The following is a 19,021-nucleotide window of genomic DNA, read 5'->3' on the forward strand; positions in this document are numbered from 1 at the left end:
CGCTGATGAAGCTTTCAATTACCTTGGGCGGGCTGGGGCCCGGCCGTCCGCCCGCTACCGCCGGTTAAGCCTTACGCCCCAGCGATTCCAGGCGCACCAGCACCGACTTATACACCGGAGTGTTCGAGCGCTTCGCCGCCGAATCCAGCGGAACCAACACATTCCCCTCGGGCAGGTAGACGGTGCAGCAGCCGCGGGCGTGGTCGTACTCCACCACGCGGAAATTAGGAGCCCGACGCTCGCCGTCCTTCCAGACCGACACAATATCCACCAGGGAGCCGTCCTCAAGGCCCAGGGCGGCGATGTCGTCCCGGTGCATAAAGACCACGCGGCGGCCACCGCGCACGCCGCGGTAGCGGTCGTCCAGCCCGTAAATCGTGGAATTGAACTGGTCATGCGAACGCACCGTCGACAGCAGCAGGTGACCCTCGGGAACCTCCAGCACGTTAGTCTCATTGACCGTCAGCCGGGCCTTGCCGGTTTCGGTGTTGAAGACGCGCTCACGCGGGCCGTTCGGCAGGTAGAAACCACCAGGCTTCTCAATCCGCTCGTTGTAGCGCTCAAACCCGGGGATAGTGCCCTCAATAGCCTCACGAATCACGCCGTAGTCGTCGATCATGGGCTGCCAGAAATCATCACCAAAGGTTTCACGGCCCACCGAGCAGATGATATCTACCTCTGACTTGAGGTCGAGGTCGTCGTTAGCGGTGCGCTTGCCGATAGAAGCAGAGACGATACCGAAAGAGTTCTCCACAGTGATCTTCTGCGGGCCGGACGCCTGCACATCGCGGTCGGTACGGGCCAGGACGGGCAAAATCAGGGCCTTCTCGCCGGGGTAGGCGTGCGAACCGTTGGGCTTAGTAGAAAGATGGACAGTCATCTCCTGCTGGCTCATGGCCTTCTCGCAGGCGGTGGTATCTGAGGCAACGCGCACCAGGTTACCACCCAGGGACATAAAGAACTGGTTCTTCCCATCGCGCATCTGGCGCAAGGCGTCCACGGTATCAAGGCCGTGCTCACGGGGGACGGGGAAGCCGAAGTAGTCTTCAAGAGCTGCAAGGAAGGGCTCCGGCATCTTCTCCCAGATACCCACGGTGCGGTTGCCCTGCACGTTCGAGTGGCCACGGAAGGGGGCCGAACCGGCCCCGGGCTTGCCCATGTTGCCGGTGAGGAAGAGGAAGTTCATCATCTCCCGCAGGGTACCCACCGATTCACGGTGCTGGGTGACACCCAGGGTCCACGAGACAATCGCGTTTTCAGAGGCCTCTACCAGGTCGGCAACCCGCGCCACCTGGGCAGCCGAGATACCAGAACCGCGTTCCAGCTCAGCGTCATCCAAGCCCAAAAGGTGCTCGCGTAGCTGCTCGAAGCCGTCCGTAAATTTCTCAATGAAAACGTGATCGATAGCGTCGCGCCGAATCAGCTCTTTGTTGAGCTGCTGGAAGAAGGCGCGGTCGCCGTCCAGGCGCACCTGCAGGTACTCGTCTGCCAGCTTCTCGGGCACAATCATGCCCACCGGCGACTGGGGTTCGCGGAAGGCCATCAGGCCGGTTTCGGGCATGGGGTTGAGCACCACCATCTTGCCGCCGTTTTCCTTCATCTTCTTGAAGCTGGTCAGCGAGCGCGGGTGGTTGGTGCCGGGGTTCTGGCCTACAGAGATGAGCAGGTCGGTGGTTTCGAGGTCGCTCATGGTGATTGAGCCCTTGCCCAGGCCGGCGACCTCTTTGAGGGCGACGCCGGTGGACTCGTGGCAGAGGTTGCCGCAGTCGGGCAGGTTGTTGGAGCCCAGGCGGCGGGCCAGGAGCTGGAAGGCGTAGGCGGCTTCGTTGGAGGCGCGGCCCGAGGTGTAGAAAACGGCCTTTGTGGGGTCGGTTTTCTTGAGCTGCTCGGCAATCAGTTCAAAGGCATGCTCCCAGGTGACGGGGCGGTAGTGGTCATCGCCGCTGGAGCGGTCGTAGAGCAGGGGCTGGGTGATGCGACCCTGCTTGCCCAGCCAGAAATCGGTCTTATCGCGCAGCTCGGTCACTGAGTACTGCGCCCAGAAATCGACGCCCGCACGTTCGGGGGTGGTCTCCTCGGCAATCGCCTTGGCGCCGTTTTCGCAGAACTCCACCACGTTCATGTCTTTCTGGTGGGGTTCGGGCCAGGCGCAGCCGGGGCAGTCGACGCCGCCGTGCTGGTTCATATTAATCAGGGGGAGCAGACCGCGGGCTGGGATTGCGTGGGCCATAGCGTGCAGCACACCACCGGGGCCCGCTGCGACCTTGGTGCGGTGGCCAATCTTGGGGTTATCAAAGGCCGTGGCTTCTTCGCTCACGCGGCTGACAACAGGGACGTCTTCGTGCTTGCTTACCGTGCTCATACACCCCAGTGTAGCGCGCTGTGGGCCAGGTTACTGAGCTAACTGGCCAGAGTAGAGGTTAAAACGGCGTTCGCGAGCAAAAGCTACCAGGGTGAGGCCCGATTCTTTGGCAAGATCCACAGCTAGCGAGGACGGGGCAGAAACCGCCACGAGCGCCGAGAAACCGGCCAGCACCGCTTTTTGCACCAGCTCAAAGGACGCCCGTGAGCTGACCACCAGCGTCCGCCCCGGTAGGCCGGGGGCTGGGGGCTCCAGCCCGTCGTTCATGAGCAGGTGGCCCACCACCTTGTCCACAGCGTTGTGGCGGCCGATGTCTTCGCGGGCAACCAGCAGTTCGCCGGACGGCTCAAAAACGGCGGCAGCGTGAATACCACCGGTTTTCTTGAAAATTACCTGGTGGTCGCGCAGGCGGGAGGGCAGTTCCAGCACCTGCTCGGGGGTGAGCGCGGTGGGCGGTATGGGGCGACTCGCCTTGCCCATAATGGAGTCAATCGAGGCCGACCCACACACCCCGCAGGCCGAGTTGGTCACGGTCAGGCGCAGGGGTGCAGCCTTCTCGAAAAGGGGTAGGACGCCGCCCGGCGAGCTAGCCTGGGGATTTTCGGGGGCTGTGCGGCTCAGGTCAAGCACATTGTAGGTGTTAGCGCCATCGGGCCCGGTAGCTCCCGCGCAGTAGCGGGCGGTGCTGATTTCCGCAGCACTCTTAATCAGCCCCTCGGCATGCAGGAAGCCGTGGGCCAGCTCAATATCGTGACCTGGAGTGCGCATGGTGGTGGTGACGGTCTGGCCGTCCAGCCTGATTTCGAGGGGCTCCTCAGCGGTCAGGGCGTCAGCGCGGCGGTCAATAGAGAAAGTGCCGTCGTCTTTGAGCACGTACCGGGTAGCCGGGGCGGTACGATTAAGCCTGCCCATCGGCCCGCTCTTTATACTCGTCAATCAGGGTCTCCACCTGCGCCAAAGCCGAGCGGACGCGCTCCCCCGCCTGACCGTCGTCCACCTGGCTCTCTGCCTGCGCGGCCGCGTAACCCACCAGGAAGGCAGCCAAGGGCGCTGCCGGGCGCACCACCCCGCGCGCCACATGCTTGGTCATGCCCAAAAGGTGGGGCATGGCCTGCTCCATCAGGGCAGGGTCAAGATTCAGGCGGGTGGCCAACTCTGCAAGAAAATCGCGGGCAACCTCAAGGTCGCGAGGGTCTCTCTGGCTCATAACGCTCCAACGGTGCAGCGGGAAAAAAATTTCAGTTTCAAACATACACCCGCACACCGCAAGAGCCTAGAGGGCTACGAAAGTGACGGCAAGACCGTCCTTCTCACCAAAGCGTTCCAGGTGGCGGCCCAGCACACCCTCAAGGCGCTCACGCTTCTCGGGGGTCTCCGCGTAGGTCAGCAGGACAAGGTGTTCAACACCGTCAACCTCCTGCACCAGCACATCGCCGTAGCCATCGAAATTGCCGTCACGGTTGAAGGTCAGGCGGTGGCCACCCTCAATCTCTTCAGCCAGAATCTTATGCCCGAAGTGGCTAGCGAGCTGCTTGGCATAGCGGGCGGGGCGGTCGGTCAGGACGACGGCGCGCGAGCGGACGGTCAGGGTGTCGATGGAGGGGTAGGAGGCAGAATCCACGGTTAGCCTTTCTTATAGGTTAGGTTTACCTAAATTATACTCAGAGTATCGAAGCAGGCATACCTTTCTTTTCACTATGTTGCTTCCCCCAGAGTGCCGCCCCAAAGGACTACGCAGCCCCCGGCCTATAATTACACCCAGCAGGTGCCCTGCCACACACTCACACGAAGATTTAAAAGACCTCCCGCACGCTCAAAACATAAGGTAATTCGTAACCTTCATCCACCGCAACGCCCACAGGAGTTAGCCCGCATGCTCAACAAGTTCCTCCGCAAGGACTCCCCCACCCCACCTGCCCCAGCGCCTGCACCGGTAGAACACAAAGAAACATCCGCGCCCGGTAAGCCCATCTACCTCATCTCCATGGCTGGCTACCCCAACTACGGCGACGAACTCATCACCCTGCGCTGGCTCCAGTACCTGGCAGCAACCCACCCCACCACCGAGGTCTGGCTCGATGTGCGCGAACCGGGCCATGCGACGTCCCTCTTCAAACACGCCCACCCCAAACTGCACGTCACCAACACCCTCTTCCGGGCAATTCACGAGCACCTCCACGGCGATTCCAGGACCCCGGCCGATAAGATCCGTGAGCTCAGCACGCCCAACTACGACCTGGGCATCATCGACCTGCGGGAGGCAGGCACCCTGCACCTGCTCGGTGGCGGTTACATCAACTCCCTCTAGCCCGAAAACCAGCTACTCGTAGACGCCATGCGCGCTACCCGTGACATCTCAGGAGCCCGCCTCTTTGCCACAGGTCAGGGCCTCACCCCGCGCAACGACGAAACCTTCGAAGACTTCGATCACGTCAGCGTACGCGACCTACCCAGCGCAGAAGCACTCAGCCTAGAAACCGGCCTCGACGACGCCCTGCTGCTTCCACCCGGCCAGTCACCCGCGTCCGCCCTTCAAACAGGACGCCCCGAAGAGCTCTACCTCTGCATACAAAATGACGCCCTCGAACCCGGGGCCCACGAAGCGATGCTCGCCTTCGCGCGCACCCAAATCGAGCACTTCGGCATCCCCAAGGAACGCACCTACTATGTCGAAGCCATCCCCGGCAACGACTACGCAGGCTACGACGCCCTCCGCGACCTCGTAGCCGACGACGGGTTCATTCCCTTCTCACGCTTCTGGCGTGAAAACTTCACCTACGGCCCCCACCAGGTATGGATCACCAGCCGCTTCCACCACCACCTCACCGGCGCCCTCCACGGGGCCCGCGGCATCGCCCTCAACGGGCAGCCCGGCTACTACGACGTCAAACACCAGTCGGTGCTCAACCTAGGCAGCAACTGGAAGCTCGTCAGCCCCCTCAGCGACCCGCAGAGCCCCCTTAACCTCACCGACCTCACGGCGCCCCGAAGCTTCATCCACCACATCCGCGCCAAGCGGCAAGAAGCCCAGGAGCTCTACCCCAGCCGTCCGCTCTAAAAAACAAAAGGACGCCCCGCCCTCCCTAACAGGAGAAGCGGGGCGTTCGCGCCCTCCCCTTGCACAGCGTCACACCCGCCGCTCTCGCCAGAAACCGGCACACGGGCGTACACTAGACAGGTACATCAGCGCCGTCCGCACCAAAGACGGCGCACTTTCATTTCTGGGCCACACAAACCCACACGAGTATCTACGGATTTTCACGAATGTCTTCTGAGAACACCGCGGCTCACAAACCCGCACCCTCAGCGCCCACCAGCGCCATCGACCGCTACTTCAAAATTACCGAACGCGGCTCCACCCTCTCCACCGAAGTCCGCGGCGGTCTAGCGACCTTCTTCGCCATGGCCTACATCGTGGTGCTCAACCCCCTCATCCTGGGCCTCGGCCCCGACGGCGCAGGCAACACCCTCGGCGTCGAGCGCGTTGCAGCAGCAACCGCACTGGTGGCGGGCGTCCTGACCATCATCATGGGTCTCTGGGCCAAGCAGCCCTTCGCCATGGCGGCGGGCCTGGGCGTCAACGCCCTGCTGGCCTCCACCATCGCAACCACCCCCAACCTGACCTGGCCCCAGATTATGGGCCTGGTCGTCTGGGCCGGTATCGTCATGGCTATTCTGGTGCTCACCGGCTTCCGCCGCGCCGTCTTCGACGCCGTCCCCGAATCGCTCAAGACCGCCATCGTCGTGGGCATCGGCCTCTTCATCTCCCTGATTGGCCTGGTCAACGCGGGGATCGTCCGCCGTATGCCCGATGCCGCAGGCACCACCGTACCTGTCTCCTTCGGCGCCGGCGGCCACCTGCAGGGCTGGCCCATCTTCGTCTTCCTCTTTGGTCTCTTCCTCACTGTCGCCCTCTTCATCCGCAATGTGCGCGGTGCGATTCTCATCGGTGTGGTTGCCTCAACCGTCCTGGCAATCGTGTTGGAAAAGGTCTGGCCCTCCGGCTCATCCATGGACTCAGCCACCGGCTGGTCCCTCATGATCCCCGGTATCCCCACCCAGTGGATCGGCCACCCCGACCTCTCCCTGCTGGGTTCCGTTGATATGGTCGGCGCCTTCTCCGGTTCATCCCTGGGCACCCTGGGCGCAACCATGCTCATGTTCGCTATCCTGCTGGCAGTCTTCTTCGACGTCATGGGAACTTCCGTGGGCCTGGCTTCTGAAGCTGGCACCATCGACGAGGACGGCAAGATCGAGAACATCGACCGCGTTCTGCTGATTGACGCCGCCGGTTCCGTGCTCGGTGGTGGCTCATCGTCCTCAGCCCACCAGATCTTCGTGGAATCCGCCACCGGCATCGGTGAAGGCGCCCGCACCGGCTTCGCCAACATCGTCACCGGTGCCCTCTTCCTGCTGGCTGTCTTCATCTCCCCGCTGGTATCCATCGTGCCCTTCGAGGCTGTAGCCCCCGCCCTGGTGGTCGTTGGCTTCCTGATGGTCCGCCAGGCCGTTCACATCGACTGGACCGACTGGGGCCTGGGCATTCCCGCCTTCCTCACCATCATCATGATGCCCTTCACCTACTCCATCGCGGACGGTATCGGTGCCGGCTTCGTCGCCTTCACCTTCATCCGCCTGGTACAGGGCCGCGGCAAGGAAGTACACCCGATTATGTACATCGTCTCAGCCGCCTTCCTGGTCTTCTTCGGCATGGGCGTGATTGAGGGCTGGCTACACGCCTAACCCTCCCCTTTCCTCAGTACCCCAGTTGTGGTGCAGTTACCCCGGTCTTTACCCGAGGTGCCTGCGCAAAAACTGGGGTATTTGCTTTTAAAGAGGACGGGTTGTCCACCTGCCTACCTGTTTTAATAGAGGCATGTTTGAACCCGATACCCGCTGCCCCTGCGGTACCGGCGATGTGTACGGCGCCTGTTGTGGCCGCTACCATTCCCGGTTTGCCCAGGTCGGCGAACTAACTGCACCGACTCCCGAGGCGCTGATGCGCTCCCGCTTCACCGCCTTTGCGGTGGGCCTACCCGACTACCTGCTGGCCACCTGGCACCCGAGCACGCGGCCGGCGTCCTTGCACCTCGACGACAGCCTGCGCTGGTACCGCCTCGACATTCTCAGCACAGCAGGCGGCCCCTTTGACAGCACCGGCGGCGTAGAGTTCGCCGCCTACTACCGGTCAGTGCCGGAGACGCCCGAGGACGAGCGGGTGCGAGGGGTACAGACCGAAGTCTCCCGCTTCACCAAGGACGGCGGGGTGTGGTTTTACGTTGACGGTGAGGTCAGCTAACCCCGGCAGACATTTTCGCCCTATTCCTTTTCTCACGACCCTAGAGATTATCTCGGGGTGAAGAGAAAAGGAATGGGGCGATATTTTATTGGCCAGCGCGAAGCTGGGCGTCCAGCTGGGCCAGGTCGGCTTCGGGCTGGGCGTCGCGGCGCGGGGTAGCCGAGCGGGCGAAGTCGCGCACCCAGGCGTCGTCCTTGTACTGGGCAGGTACCCCGCCACCCAGTAGGCGCTTGGTGATGGCGGCGGTGGCCAGGTCACCGGCTACCGGCAGGGGCGCGTGGGAGCCAGCGATAATGACGTTGCCCTTGCGCCGCCCCTTGAGCATGGCCGGGTCAGCCACAATGCAGGTGTGTTCAAAGACCTGGGCGATAGCGGCCGCTTCGGCCCGGGCACCGGCCAGGGAGCGGTCGTCGCCGCAGTTGATGATGTAGAGCCCGTTTGGGGCTAGCGAGCGCTCGGCCAGCTGGGTGAATTCGAGGGTGGTGAGCGGCTCCGGGGTGATGTAACCGGCGAAGACATCGCGGATGATGACGTCGCGCGAGGCCGGGGCGAGCCCTTCGGTGACGGCGCGGGCTTCACCCACCCTGATTTTGATGGTGGGGGCCTTGGGCAGATCGAACCATTCGCGCACGTAGGCGGCAAGTTTGCCGTCGAGTTCGACGACGGTGTTGTGGGAGGCCGGGTAGACGTCGGCCAGGTAGCGGGCCATGGAGCAGGCTCCGCCGCCCAGGTGGGTGATGCGGAGCTTGGCCGGGTCGAGGTGGGTGTCGACGAAGGGTTCGATGACGGCCGCTAGCCAGCGCATGTATTCGAAGTCGAGTTCGCGGGGCTGGCCCAGCACGATGTGGGAGGATTCCATGCCGTTGATTTCAAGCACCCAGCCGCCGGGGGTGTAGTCGTCTTCGATGAGTTCGGCGATGCCGGTGTCGATGGGGTAGGTGCCTTCAACGAGGGCTTCGGGGGTTTCTACCTGTTTTTTGGGGGTTCGTCTGCGTTTTGCCACCCCTCTAGCCTAGTGGGTGGGGCGGGCTCTGCGGAGCTTGCTAGAGTGAGAGGGCAGTGACAGTAGGTGAAAGGACGGGCACGCATGGGTTTTGTAGCTGATGGCAGGTATGTGGTGGCGCCGGTAGGCGCTGAGGACGCCGAGAAGTATGTTGACCTGCAGCTGCGGTGCCTGGCGCAGACCTATAACGGGCTGGTAGACCCCGGTTTTGGAGCCCGGCAGGCGGCTGAGCGGGACGGCTGGTTGGAAGAGTTTGCTGAGAATATCGCAGCGCCCGGTGCCCGCGCCTTTTTTGCCTACGAGAATCCGGCATGGACGCCCGCCGGTGGTCTGAGCTGTGCGGTGGGAGGCGAGATTGATTGGGACGCCCCGGTCGGTTTTGCCCTGTCCCGCCCCGGCCCCCTGGCCTGGGAGCTAGAAATTGGCCTACCCCCGGTTGATGAGGGGACGCGGGAGCTCACCCACCTTTATACTCTTGCATCGACTCACGGCACGGGCTTGGGGGCGGCTCTTTTTGATGCTGTTCTCTACCCTGATGAACCTGCCTACCTCTGGTACATCGTGGGCAATGAGCGGGCTCGGGAGTTTTATGGCCGTCGAGGCTTTGAGGGCGAGGGGCTCCCCATTGACTGCGGTGGCGCCTGGGCTCCCGCGCGAACAGCTCGTATGTACCGCGGGCTGACGCTGCCCTCTTAGGTAAAGCCTTCAGGACGCCCCACCCCACACAATGCTTTACTTTGAAAGTATTGTGTGGGAAAGTTCTTATATGAGCGCTACCGAACAGACCGAGCATTCAACCCGTGGCTCCTACGTGCACGCCGGGGAAGAATACAACCGCGACACCACTTACATTGAAGACCGCATTGTCGCAGACCCCGCCGCTACTGCCCAGCTTGACCCCAACCACCAGCTCTGGCCGGTCAAGCCCGGTGCCTACCGCCTGGTAGCCGCCCGCGCCTGCCCCTGGGCTAACCGCACCCTGATCGTCCGTCGTCTGTTAGGTCTCGAAGACGCTCTCTCCGTTGGCCTACCCGGCCCCACCCACGACGCCCGCTCTTGGACCTTTGACCTCGATGAAGACGGCAAGGACCCGGTACTGGGTATTGAGCGCCTGCAGCAGGCCTACTTTGCCCGCTTCCCCGACTACCCCCGCGGCATTACCGTGCCCGCCATCGTCGATATTGAATCAGGTGGCGTTATCACCAATAACTTCCCGCAGATTACCGAGGACTTCTCGAAAGAGTGGAAGGCCTACCACCGCGAGGGAGCCCCTGACCTCTGGCCCGCTGAGCTCGAAGAGGAAATGCGGGCGGTGATGAAGCGTATTTACACCGAAATCAACAACGGGGTCTACCGTTGCGGTTTTGCCGGTTCCCAGGAGTCCTACGAGGCAGCCTACGACCGCCTCTGGGCGGCCCTAGACTGGGTTGAAGAGCGCCTGGCCACCCGCCGCTACCTCATGGGGGACCACATCACCGAAGCAGATGTGCGCCTCTTTACCACCCTGGTACGCTTTGACGCGGTCTACTACAGCCACTTCAAGTGCAACCGCCAGACCCTGGCCTCCATGCCCAATCTCTGGGGCTACGCCCGCGACCTCTTCCAGACCCCCGGGTTTGGCGATACCGTGGACTTCCAGCAGATCAAAGAACACTATTTTATTGTTCACGAGGACATCAACCCCACCGGTATCGTGCCCACAGGCCCTGACCTGGCTGGCTGGCTCACCCCGCACGGGCGTGAGGCGCTAGGCGGCTCCCCCTTCGATACGGACGCCGGCGCCACCGCCCCTGCCCCGGTACGGGAAGCCGAGCGAGTAGCGTCCGGCCATAACCCCCTCTACCCGGCAGCTTAAGAGCCCGCCGCTTCGTCCGCCTCCTAGCCTGGCTCCGCCCCGGTACCTCACTCGGGCGGGGTCGAGCTGGCGGGCAAAAAGACTCTCACCCCCTCATCGATTGCTTCGTCGCTGATGAGGTCACCCACCCCAGCTAGGTTGGTCAGGTTGCGTACCTGCTGCTGGGCGGTGGGTTCATACACCCGGATACTGCTATCGGGCATAGGTGCAGGCGGCTGCTCCCCCACCGCTGGCAGGGTGATGGTGGGGTTATAGAGCTGCACACCGCCAATTTCTACCTTGCGCAGCTGGGTATCGAGCCAGCGATCCCCCTTCTGTATCACCTCGGTATCTAAGGTGCGCAGGGCTGAGTCGGCGTCCTGGTAGAGGTCAGAGGGGTTAATGCTGGAACTATTGATTAAGCGGTTGCCCAACCCTATTTTCTGAGCCCCCGCGTGCACAGCGTTACCAACTCCCGCTATAGCCATCTGTTCCTGTTCGGTGCGGGTGATGTCGGGCTTCTGGGTCGTGCCGGCGGTAATCGTCGTTTTTACCACGCTGTAGCCGCCCATCAAGCCCTGCAGCTCGGGTATCACCTGCTCCGTACCGGGGTTAGCACCCGCGATCTTCACGTAGTCCGCAGCCCCGTGAACCGAGGCGTCTGCAGGTCTGTGCTGCATCACGGTAGACGCATCGGGCGCGTAGTCGGGGCGGTCACCCTGAAGGTAGGGGACGGGGTCACCCTCATACCGGGTATCAACGTGGGTCACCGAGGCAGGTACCTTGATCTCGTCCACCGGACTGCCCTGGGTGATGAGCCCCTTGACCCGGTAGCGGGAACCGAAGGACGTATTGGCCGCGAGCGCACCGGCAGCTAGCCCGCCCTGGCTGAACCCGGCCAGAATCACGCCGCTGCCCTCAGCCGCCCCTGCCTGTTCCAGGGCTCGCTCTACCTGGGTCATCAGGGCCGTGTACTGGTTAGGGGTCAGGTCGGAGCCATACCCCGAGGTGGCACTTCCGGCGGTGCCGGCCCAGGTGTTTGTGCCCCCGCGCCAGGGTTGCAAGAAATCCTCGCGCTCGCCGTCACCGTCCGTCCCGGGAATGGTGACCAGGTACTGGGTTTCACCGGTTTCTGGGTTGTAGAGGGTTTGAACCATGACGTGGTCCCAGGCGCCCTGGTAGTGGGCGGCTTCAAAGAGCTCATCGCCCCGGCTCTCTATGCCTTCCATGCGCTGGAAGTGCTCGGCGATTCCGCGGGCGCTCAGGGGTAGTTCCCGACCGGCTCCATTGGGTTCAAGCCGGGGGATACTCTTACCGGGGTCTAGGTTATCGACGCGCAGGCTGGGGCTGAGCACATCCGTCATGTCGCGGGTAGCCCGCAAGCGCCCGGTCGTACCCGTTACCTGCGCCAGCTTATTAAGTCCCTTAGTCGTATCCTGCATGATCTTACGCCCATCGGGAGTAGTGCGAGCCAGCAAGAAGGCGTCCTTCGCGTAGACCACCGCCAGCACCGCTCCCCGCTTAACAACCAGCTTAAGCAGGTCAACCCGGTAGCCGAAGGCCGACTGGGTGCCACGCAGCACCGCCATGCCCAGGGTCTGAGCCTGATTCGTCTGGTTAATAACCCGATTGGCGAAGTCCTCCGCCTGCCGGTAGTTCTCAGCGGCGCTCTGCACGCCTCGGGCTAGGCCCCGCATACCCGCCACCAGGGTGGTGAGCGTTAGGGTGTTGGTACCCAAGGACGCCAGGGCGCGGCTACCTGCCCCCGTCAGATCGAGGGAGGCCAAAAGAGCCACACGCGCAGTGAGACCACCCAGTTCCCGGCTCGCTTCTTCGTACCGCCCAGCTACGGCAGCAAGCTGGTGAGCTAGGGGCTCTAGCTCAGAGAACTCCACCGAGATACGGCCGCCCGAAGGGCCTGCCCCAGGGGCACCAGAAACGTATGCTGCGACCACGCCTACCACCCCTCTCCTGCCAAAGTAGCACTCACACGGGCAAGCAGAGGGTTGCCCATAGCCGAGGTGAGAGCCCCGTGCAGGGCAGGTAGATTAGCCCGCTCGGCGTGCACAATAAAGTCGTCAAAGTCGATATCGTCCAGCACCGCCATACCCGCTAAGGCGGCATCAAAAGCAGCCCCGGCAGCACCGATAGCAGAAGCCACCAACTCAAGCTCAGCAGCAACAGCCTCACCGGCCAACCGCACCTCCTGGGCACCGGCCTCCAACTCCCCCTGCAGAGCCCTAGCCGCACCCCCTTCTGCCTCCAAAGCCCCCTGAAAGGCACGGCCAGCCACAGAATCCCACTGCACCTGCCCCGCAGCTAAAGCCTGCCCAGAGGCCTGCCCGACGGCGTCCGCCTGCCCCAGCACCTGCTGCGCCAGCGCAGCAGACCACTCCCGCACCCGCTGAGCCAAACCCAGTGCACCCGCGGACGCGCTCGCAGCTCCCTGACTTCCCAGGCCAACCCTGCCCGCAGCCGCGACAAGCTCATACACCGAAGGCATCGCTTTTCCTCCTCACTTCTTTCACGGGCGATTCCTTAGCCCACACCCTAAAAGCAGCACCCGGCGGGACACCAGCGTCCGCCCGCCTGTGGATAAGCCCCGCCCCGGCCGTCCGCGCACACCACCCCAAAATTGGTGCAGCCGTGACGCAAGATGACGCAGCGAGTTCACACCCCTTGACGGCAGCCACCGCCTACCCGTAAAAGCCCATCTCACACCCCCGCTAAAACGTGCGCCACCCCACCTAGCCGTGAGAAACTAGAGACATGTCTCATCGCGAAAACTGCACCACCCTGCCCTCTGGCCGTCACTCCCTCACCGGCGCGGGTCTTGCCCTCGGCGCCCTCGACGGACGCTACAAGGCCGCCACCGAACCCTTGGTCGACTACCTCTCAGAAGCCGCCCTCAACCGCGACCGCATCCACGTTGAGGTCGAATGGTTCATCTACCTCTGCGACCACCAGGTACTGCCCGGTCTTGAGCCCCTCACCGACGAACAGCGCGCCGGCCTGCGCGCCATCGTCACCGACTTCACCGAAGAATCTGCCGCCGAGCTGGCAGAAATCGAAGCCGTCACCGTGCACGATGTGAAGGCCGTAGAATACTTCATCGCCCGCCGCCTCGAACCCCTGGGCCTGGGCCACCTCAAGCCCCTGGTCCACTTCGGCTGCACCAGTGAAGACATCAACAACCTCTCCTACGCCCTGGGTATCAAGGACGCCGTCACCAACGTCTGGCTGCCCGCCGCCCGCGGCCTGGTTGAGCAGATCATGAAGCTGGCCGAAGAGGCCCGCGACGTGCCTATGCTTTCTCGCACCCACGGCCAGCCCGCCACCCCCTCCACCCTGGGCAAGGAACTGGCTGTTTTCGCCTACCGCCTCAACCGCCAGATCAAGCACGTTGAAAACGCTGAATTCCTGGGCAAGATCAACGGCGCAACCGGCACTTACTCCGCCCACGTCGTCTCTGTGCCCACCGCCGACTGGCAGAAGATTTCAGAAGAGTTCGTTACCGGCCTGGGCCTGGACTGGAACCCCCTGACCACCCAGATCGAAAACCACGACTGGCAGGCTGAGCTCTACTCCTCCATCGCCCACTTCAACCAGGTGCTGCACAACCTCTGCACCGACGTGTGGAGCTACATCTCTATCCGCTTCTTCCGCCAGATTCCCGTTGCGGGCGCAACCGGTTCATCCACCATGCCCCACAAGGTCAACCCCATCCGCTTCGAGAACGCCGAGGCCAACCTCGAAATCTCCAACGCCCTGCTGAACACCCTGGGCTCAACTCTGGTGCAGTCCCGCTGGCAGCGCGACCTGACTGACTCCTCCTCCCAGCGCAACATCGGTGTAGCCTTCGGCCACTCCGTGCTGGCGATCTCTAACGTGGTCAAGGGGCTGGAGCGTCTGGACATCGCCACCGACGTCATCGCCCAAGACCTCGATGAGAACTGGGAAGTTCTGGCCGAGGCCATCCAGATGGTCATGCGCGCCGAGGCAATCGCGGGCGTCCCCGGCATGGAGGACCCCTACGAGCGTCTCAAGGAGCTGACCCGCGGCCACCGCGTTGATGCAGCCCGCCTCAAGGAATTCGTCGCTGAACTCGGTCTGAGTGCGGACGCCGAAGCCCGGCTCTCTGAGCTCACCCCGGCAACCTACATCGGCCTGGCCCCCTCCCTGCTGGAGCACGCTACCCGCTAAAGCTTAGCCAGGCACAGGTAGCAGCGTTCCTTGCCAGCTGTTACCTGTTCACATCCGGTGAATATACAAACGCAGACCCCGCGCAGACGTCATCTTCCACCTACGAAGACAGCGCCTGCGCGGGGTTTCTTACAATAGACCTATGACCGAAACCTCTCGCCCCGCAGACAGCTCACCCGAGCAGGTCCCCCTGGCTGTGCGCCGCCTGCGCAAGCTCCGTGCCCGCCACCCCGACGCCAGCCCCGCCACCCTGGCAGAGCGCCTAGGCGGAATCTTCGTGCGTGACTTCACCCTGGTCGGCTCAGCCCAGGCCGGCGCCCAGGAGCTGACCCCCAACGTCCTCGGCAGCGTCACCCGCAACCGGCGCGTTGCCGGGCTCACCCAGGCAGCCGCCCACCTGGGCGCGGTACAGCAGGGCATGGCTACCTACAGCAGGGCCGCCAACAAGGGCATCACCACCACAGCCCACGTGGGCAGCGCCCAGGCGGTCAAGACCTACCTGCACGGCATGGCCCTGCTCTACGGGCTAAAAGTTGAAAGCAGCGACGAGGCAGCAGCAGCCGTTTTAGGGCAGGACGTCAACGAGCTACTCACCCAGGTCGAAAACATCCCCAGCGCCGGAGTGCGCCAGGGGCAGCAGATGAACATTCTAGGGGCCGTGGCCGCCATCGGTCTGCGCAACCCCCAGACCCTACTGCTGGTCAAGGCGGGCGAGCAGCTGGTTAAGGCCGGTGGCGCTGTTTTTGCTAGCCAGAAGGTTCGCCGGGATTTCGCTCAGCAGCTGATTGCCCAGGTAGGGCAAAACCTGGGGGACGCCCCCGGGCAGCTACCTGCCAGCACCCTCGCGGTCTTAGACAGCGGTCAGGACGCCGGAACCCCGGGCACGGGGGCAGGGCAGGGCAGCGAGGGTTCGGCACCGGCTGCTGATGACGCTGACCTGCTAGAACTTTCTGCCGAAGAGGTCAGTGCCATTGAGTCGCCCGAGCCCGTGGAGCCCTCTCCCCTCGATGAGCCTGAGCCCGTCGAGCCCTCCCAACTTGAGGCACCCGAGCCGGTAACGGCGTCCGCCATTGAAGACCCGGCCCCGGTAGTGACCGAAACCCAGGTACGGCCCAGCACCGAGGCAGAGCTGGCAGCAGCCGACGGGGCAACCGCCAAGGGTGCCCGCCTCGCTGCCCGCGCCTTCGTCCGCGCCCGCTCCCGTTTCAAGGGTTAAAAGATAAGGACCAGATTCCTACCGAATACCGTGTGGACGTTAGGTACTTCGGTAGGAATCTGGTCCCTACTGTAAAGAGACGGGTGCGGACGCCTAGGGGCAGTTCGCGCGCCCAGGCTAAAAGCTCCGCCTAAGAGTTGAAGGGCTGGGCGCACGCTGCCATGGTGCCCTCGGTGTAGCCCTTGGTAAACCAGCTGACGCGCTGTTCTGATGAACCGTGGGTCCACAGATCGGGGTTAACCTCTTGGCCCGAAGAACGCTGAATTGCGTCGTCACCGATGGCGCGGGCCGTATCGATTGCCTGCTGGATCTGGCTCTCGGTCAGAGGGTCCAGCAGGGCGTTTTCACCCTTATCAGCCTGGGAAGCCCAGACGCCGGCATAGCAGTCGGCCTGAACCTCAACCTGTACAGCGCCCGAATCAGCACCCGGGTCCTGATAGTTGGAGTACTTCAGGGTGCCCATGGTCTGCTGAATGTGGTGGGCAAACTCGTGGGCGGTCACGTACATGACCGCAAAATCACCGTTCGACCCGCCCATAGCCTTGAGCTGATCAAAGAAGGGAACCGACATATACACGGTCTGGTCAGCCGGGCAGTAGAAGGGGCCGGTCTGCGAGATATTGGCGGTACCGCAACCGGTAGAAAGCTGACCTTCACCCAGCACCAGGTCGGGTGCGGTGTAGGAAATACCCGCCTCAGCAGGGAGCTTCTCTTCCCACACCATATCCAGGCTCACGCCGGTCGCCAGAATACGGCAATCATCGTAGCGGTTGGCGTCCTCATAGGTCTGGCAGTGGTCGAAGTTCCCGGCGCCGGTGACCTGGTCCTGCTGGGCTTCGGTGCCGTACATGGAGTTAGAACTACCGCCAGTCAGGCCACCAAGGCCGCCCGAGGCAAAAAGGAAGATAGCACCAAGAACAAGCACACCGGGAATACCGAACTTCCGAGCCACGCTACCCATGAGCATCATCATGAGCGGGTTCGCACCACCGCCACCACCGGAGTGGCCGTTGCCGCCCGATGAGCCTCGCTGGGAGTAGTTGTTATTTAGGTTGTCGTTAAAACCCATGACAGTTCTCTTTACTTCTCAAGCTGCGCGGTCTCACCCTGCGCACCCTCGGAGGTGCCGGCGTCCTCGCCCTTGCCACCCTCAAACTTGGGGGCCCGGTCGAGGTTAAGGGCATCGGGGAAGACAGCGGGCAGGGCACCGAAGGTCTGCTCCACCGACTTGACCACGTTCTTACCCAGGGCCAGGTTGGCACCGCCACCCACCACAGCACCGATACCGAACGGCAGGGCACGACCGAGCAGCGCACCGGACTGGCGGGTCAAGAAGCGCTTAATAAACATATTGCGGATGGTGCGCTCGATACTGAACACCTTGCCGGAGTCCTTGGAACCCATCATCATGCCCCACTTGCGGGAAACACCGCCGGTCTTGCCGGTATGGGCCAGGATTGAGTTCATGAGCACGGAGCCGTCCTCACCCAGCATGATGGCCATGACCATGAGGCGGGATTTTTCGGGGTCATCTACGTGCACGCCGTGCAGCTCAGCCATAGCCTGCGCGTAGATAGCGGTGCGCTCCAGGTAGCCGCCAACCGCCAGGGCAGACAGACCGACGGACGCCGCAGTACCCAGACCGGGCACGAAAGCGGTTGCGCCCACGGCGCCGCCACCAACGGTCACATCGCGCAGGTAGGCCTTTTCGAGGCGCTTGGCAATCTGGTCGGGGGTCTCGTTAGGGTGCTTCTCACGCATCTTCTTGAGCATGGAAACAATCAGGGGACGCTGAACCTTCAGCACAGTGTCGACAGTGCGGGTAACTGCGGGCTTGGGCTGACCGTTAGCGTCGAAAGCGCTAGATGCGTTGAAGTTGAACATAGCTTTTAGTTTACCGGCAAATAGCTGTAAACACAGTGTGCTTGGTATTGCAGTCTTGCGGGCGGCACGCTAAGGAAAGGACGCCGGAGCTAAACCCCGCATCAGCTTTTAGGTAAGAAGTTCAAGTGGCTGCACACGACTTGCTGAAACAGCTGGCAAAGTACCGCCGATAGCACCAGCTAGTGCACCAAGTAGAGGCAGAGCTACCGTGTACGGTGGAAGAATAATGGCCCACCCCTGGGAGACCGCCACGATACCAGCGATGAGAAGCCCTAGAAAAAATCCGAGCACCGCCCCTATAGCGCCAAGAAGAGAGGCTTCAAGCAGAAAACTGGTGAGGACTTTCAAACGCCCTAGTCCCAAAGCACGGCTAATGCCAATCTCACGTCTGCGTTCCCATACCGACATCTGCATGGTGAGAACAGTCCCGAAGCTAGTTGCAACCACCATCACAAGAAGAACAACCCTCACCAGAATACGTGAGTCAGCCCCAAGACTTTCTTTCAGCTGCGACGGTGAGGGGGCAGAGGCAACAGTAACGTTCAACGGCTGCCCAGGGTCTAGGACCATAGGCAGCTGCTGGCCAACAAGATCTGCTGAACCTGGCGTTATTCTGACATGCAGAGCTCGTTGTCGATTCTTCACCGAGGGGACCAGAGATGAGTCTGGAGGCAGTACCAGCATGGTGGAGAGGGCAGCATTATGTGGCCCATCGACAACGATACCTGAGACAGTTACCTCTTGGCCGTCTAGCACAATGCGGTTTCGCCCCTGCTGACTCGATACCCCCAAGTCACGAGCTAAGGACTTGCCTAGAAGCACAGACTCTCCTAGTGGGTAGGAGCCTTCAACAATTTCTGCTTCTCTCGCATCTAGCCCCTGGGAACTAGCGACAGTCACATACGCTTGCTGGCTGCTACCACCATAGATACTACTTAACTGGGCCTCAGGGACCTCCCCAAGAGAAAGAGTCCCCACTGCCGCCACTTCTGGAAGCTGTCTAGCAGCTTCAATAATCTGCTGTTCCCCCCATTCCCAGGCGTAGGGTTGCAAACGTACTTGCACGTTTGCTGCTTCATACTGAGTCATTCTGAGAGCCGTATGATTGACAGAACTTTCCGTTATGCCAATAAGAGCAACCAGGCTTGCTGCCCCAACAGTCATGGCAACTAAAGTCAAGAAGTTCCTGCGAAATCTCCGTAATACAGCGAGTAGGGCGT

Annotated in this window: 18 protein-coding genes; 8 read left to right on the forward strand and 10 right to left on the reverse strand. The window is 62.3% G+C overall.

What is annotated here, in order from left to right:
* Nucleotides 1–64 precede the first annotated feature (64 nt).
* The 4 genes from ACFP6B_RS01035 to ACFP6B_RS01050 all read right to left on the reverse strand — a co-directional run bounded on the left by ACFP6B_RS01035 (nucleotide 65) and on the right by ACFP6B_RS01050 (nucleotide 3,983).
* Complete coding sequence (locus ACFP6B_RS01035; RefSeq protein WP_377125654.1) at nucleotides 65–2,362, reverse strand: FdhF/YdeP family oxidoreductase; 2,298 nt, start codon at nucleotides 2,360–2,362, stop codon at nucleotides 65–67.
* 30 nt (nucleotides 2,363–2,392) lie between these two features.
* The gene (gene fdhD / locus ACFP6B_RS01040; protein ID WP_377125656.1) at nucleotides 2,393–3,274 is read right to left on the reverse strand and encodes a formate dehydrogenase accessory sulfurtransferase FdhD; all 882 of its coding nucleotides are present in this window, start codon (nucleotides 3,272–3,274) and stop codon (nucleotides 2,393–2,395) included.
* Nucleotides 3,261–3,569 carry a DUF6457 domain-containing protein gene (locus tag ACFP6B_RS01045; protein ID WP_377125659.1) on the reverse strand — a complete coding sequence of 103 codons (309 nt, stop codon included), beginning with the start codon at nucleotides 3,567–3,569 and terminating at the stop codon, nucleotides 3,261–3,263. The genes fdhD and ACFP6B_RS01045 overlap by 14 nt, the downstream gene beginning before the upstream one ends.
* Before the next feature lie 66 nt (nucleotides 3,570–3,635).
* A complete protein-coding gene (locus tag ACFP6B_RS01050) occupies nucleotides 3,636–3,983 on the reverse strand; it encodes a DUF2218 domain-containing protein (RefSeq protein WP_237222081.1) in 348 nt (115 codons plus the stop codon).
* Nucleotides 3,984–4,235: 252 nt separating this feature from the next.
* Here ACFP6B_RS01050 and ACFP6B_RS01055 point away from each other — a divergent pair, with 252 nt between their 5' ends.
* From ACFP6B_RS01055 to ACFP6B_RS01070, 4 genes are all read left to right on the forward strand, one after another.
* The gene (locus tag ACFP6B_RS01055) at nucleotides 4,236–4,670 is read left to right on the forward strand and encodes a hypothetical protein (protein WP_377125662.1); all 435 of its coding nucleotides are present in this window, start codon (nucleotides 4,236–4,238) and stop codon (nucleotides 4,668–4,670) included.
* Nucleotides 4,671–4,697: 27 nt separating this feature from the next.
* On the forward strand, nucleotides 4,698–5,420 hold the full coding sequence (locus ACFP6B_RS01060; protein ID WP_377125665.1) for a hypothetical protein: 723 nt from the start codon (nucleotides 4,698–4,700) through the stop codon (nucleotides 5,418–5,420).
* Between the two features lie 206 nt (nucleotides 5,421–5,626).
* Nucleotides 5,627–7,105 (forward strand): NCS2 family permease, encoded by a 1,479-nt coding sequence (locus ACFP6B_RS01065; protein WP_377125668.1) that lies wholly within the window; start codon nucleotides 5,627–5,629, stop codon nucleotides 7,103–7,105.
* 133 nt (nucleotides 7,106–7,238) lie between these two features.
* Entirely contained in the window at nucleotides 7,239–7,661 is a 423-nt protein-coding gene (locus tag ACFP6B_RS01070; protein WP_377125671.1) for a YchJ family protein, read from the forward strand.
* An 85-nt stretch (nucleotides 7,662–7,746) separates the two neighbouring features.
* Here the strand turns inward: ACFP6B_RS01070 and ACFP6B_RS01075 are convergent, their stop codons facing one another.
* Nucleotides 7,747–8,664 (reverse strand): spermidine synthase, encoded by a 918-nt coding sequence (locus ACFP6B_RS01075; protein WP_237207373.1) that lies wholly within the window; start codon nucleotides 8,662–8,664, stop codon nucleotides 7,747–7,749.
* 84 nt (nucleotides 8,665–8,748) lie between these two features.
* Here ACFP6B_RS01075 and ACFP6B_RS01080 point away from each other — a divergent pair, with 84 nt between their 5' ends.
* Together ACFP6B_RS01080 and ACFP6B_RS01085 are read left to right on the forward strand one after the other, a co-directional pair.
* Nucleotides 8,749–9,360 (forward strand): GNAT family N-acetyltransferase, encoded by a 612-nt coding sequence (locus ACFP6B_RS01080; protein ID WP_377125675.1) that lies wholly within the window; start codon nucleotides 8,749–8,751, stop codon nucleotides 9,358–9,360.
* 70 nt (nucleotides 9,361–9,430) lie between these two features.
* Nucleotides 9,431–10,519 carry a glutathione S-transferase family protein gene (locus tag ACFP6B_RS01085; RefSeq protein ID WP_377125678.1) on the forward strand — a complete coding sequence of 363 codons (1,089 nt, stop codon included), beginning with the start codon at nucleotides 9,431–9,433 and terminating at the stop codon, nucleotides 10,517–10,519.
* A 47-nt stretch (nucleotides 10,520–10,566) separates the two neighbouring features.
* Here the strand turns inward: ACFP6B_RS01085 and ACFP6B_RS01090 are convergent, their stop codons facing one another.
* Both ACFP6B_RS01090 and ACFP6B_RS01095 read right to left on the reverse strand, forming a co-directional pair.
* Nucleotides 10,567–12,453, reverse strand: coding sequence for a hypothetical protein (locus ACFP6B_RS01090; RefSeq protein ID WP_377125681.1), 1,887 nt, complete (start codon nucleotides 12,451–12,453; stop codon nucleotides 10,567–10,569).
* Between the two features lie 2 nt (nucleotides 12,454–12,455).
* Nucleotides 12,456–13,001: a hypothetical protein gene (locus ACFP6B_RS01095; protein WP_237186768.1), complete on the reverse strand. Its 546-nt coding sequence runs from the start codon at nucleotides 12,999–13,001 to the stop codon at nucleotides 12,456–12,458.
* Nucleotides 13,002–13,267: 266 nt separating this feature from the next.
* On the opposite strand from ACFP6B_RS01095, the gene purB reads away from it, so the two are divergent.
* Both purB and ACFP6B_RS01105 read left to right on the forward strand, forming a co-directional pair.
* Nucleotides 13,268–14,701, forward strand: coding sequence for an adenylosuccinate lyase (gene purB / locus ACFP6B_RS01100; RefSeq protein WP_237222072.1), 1,434 nt, complete (start codon nucleotides 13,268–13,270; stop codon nucleotides 14,699–14,701).
* 142 nt (nucleotides 14,702–14,843) lie between these two features.
* Nucleotides 14,844–15,917 (forward strand): hypothetical protein, encoded by a 1,074-nt coding sequence (locus tag ACFP6B_RS01105; protein ID WP_377125685.1) that lies wholly within the window; start codon nucleotides 14,844–14,846, stop codon nucleotides 15,915–15,917.
* Between the two features lie 130 nt (nucleotides 15,918–16,047).
* Here ACFP6B_RS01105 and ypfJ read toward each other — a convergent pair whose 3' ends face one another.
* From ypfJ to ACFP6B_RS01120, 3 genes are all read right to left on the reverse strand, one after another.
* The gene (ypfJ, locus tag ACFP6B_RS01110) at nucleotides 16,048–16,986 is read right to left on the reverse strand and encodes a KPN_02809 family neutral zinc metallopeptidase (RefSeq protein ID WP_377125688.1); all 939 of its coding nucleotides are present in this window, start codon (nucleotides 16,984–16,986) and stop codon (nucleotides 16,048–16,050) included.
* Between the two features lie 11 nt (nucleotides 16,987–16,997).
* Nucleotides 16,998–17,801, reverse strand: a complete 804-nt coding sequence (locus ACFP6B_RS01115) for a di- and tripeptidase (protein ID WP_377125691.1) — start codon at nucleotides 17,799–17,801, stop codon at nucleotides 16,998–17,000.
* A 108-nt stretch (nucleotides 17,802–17,909) separates the two neighbouring features.
* On the reverse strand, nucleotides 17,910–18,980 hold the full coding sequence (locus tag ACFP6B_RS01120; RefSeq protein ID WP_377125694.1) for an ABC transporter permease: 1,071 nt from the start codon (nucleotides 18,978–18,980) through the stop codon (nucleotides 17,910–17,912).
* Nucleotides 18,981–19,021: the final 41 nt, after the last annotated feature.

The organism is Rothia nasimurium, assembly GCF_042660305.1.
GTDB classification, from domain to species: domain Bacteria; phylum Actinomycetota; class Actinomycetes; order Actinomycetales; family Micrococcaceae; genus Rothia; species Rothia nasimurium.

Excerpts from the sequence above, each read along its gene's own strand:
- ACFP6B_RS01065 (WP_377125668.1), top strand. The coding sequence starts at position 5,627 with ATGTCTTCTGAGAACACCGCGGCTCACAAACCCGCACCCTCAGCGCCC.
- ACFP6B_RS01055 (WP_377125662.1), top strand. The coding sequence starts at position 4,236 with ATGCTCAACAAGTTCCTCCGCAAGGACTCCCCCACCCCACCTGCCCCA.
- ACFP6B_RS01060 (WP_377125665.1), top strand. The coding sequence starts at position 4,698 with ATGCGCGCTACCCGTGACATCTCAGGAGCCCGCCTCTTTGCCACAGGT.
- ACFP6B_RS01115 (WP_377125691.1), bottom strand. The coding sequence starts at position 17,801 with ATGTTCAACTTCAACGCATCTAGCGCTTTCGACGCTAACGGTCAGCCC.
- purB (WP_237222072.1), top strand. The coding sequence starts at position 13,268 with ATGTCTCATCGCGAAAACTGCACCACCCTGCCCTCTGGCCGTCACTCC.
- ACFP6B_RS01080 (WP_377125675.1), top strand. The coding sequence starts at position 8,749 with ATGGGTTTTGTAGCTGATGGCAGGTATGTGGTGGCGCCGGTAGGCGCT.
- ACFP6B_RS01085 (WP_377125678.1), top strand. The coding sequence starts at position 9,431 with ATGAGCGCTACCGAACAGACCGAGCATTCAACCCGTGGCTCCTACGTG.
- ACFP6B_RS01045 (WP_377125659.1), bottom strand. The coding sequence starts at position 3,569 with ATGAGCCAGAGAGACCCTCGCGACCTTGAGGTTGCCCGCGATTTTCTT.
- ACFP6B_RS01070 (WP_377125671.1), top strand. The coding sequence starts at position 7,239 with ATGTTTGAACCCGATACCCGCTGCCCCTGCGGTACCGGCGATGTGTAC.
- ACFP6B_RS01095 (WP_237186768.1), bottom strand. The coding sequence starts at position 13,001 with ATGCCTTCGGTGTATGAGCTTGTCGCGGCTGCGGGCAGGGTTGGCCTG.
- ypfJ (WP_377125688.1), bottom strand. The coding sequence starts at position 16,986 with ATGGGTTTTAACGACAACCTAAATAACAACTACTCCCAGCGAGGCTCA.
- ACFP6B_RS01105 (WP_377125685.1), top strand. The coding sequence starts at position 14,844 with ATGACCGAAACCTCTCGCCCCGCAGACAGCTCACCCGAGCAGGTCCCC.
- fdhD (WP_377125656.1), bottom strand. The coding sequence starts at position 3,274 with ATGGGCAGGCTTAATCGTACCGCCCCGGCTACCCGGTACGTGCTCAAA.
- ACFP6B_RS01035 (WP_377125654.1), bottom strand. The coding sequence starts at position 2,362 with ATGAGCACGGTAAGCAAGCACGAAGACGTCCCTGTTGTCAGCCGCGTG.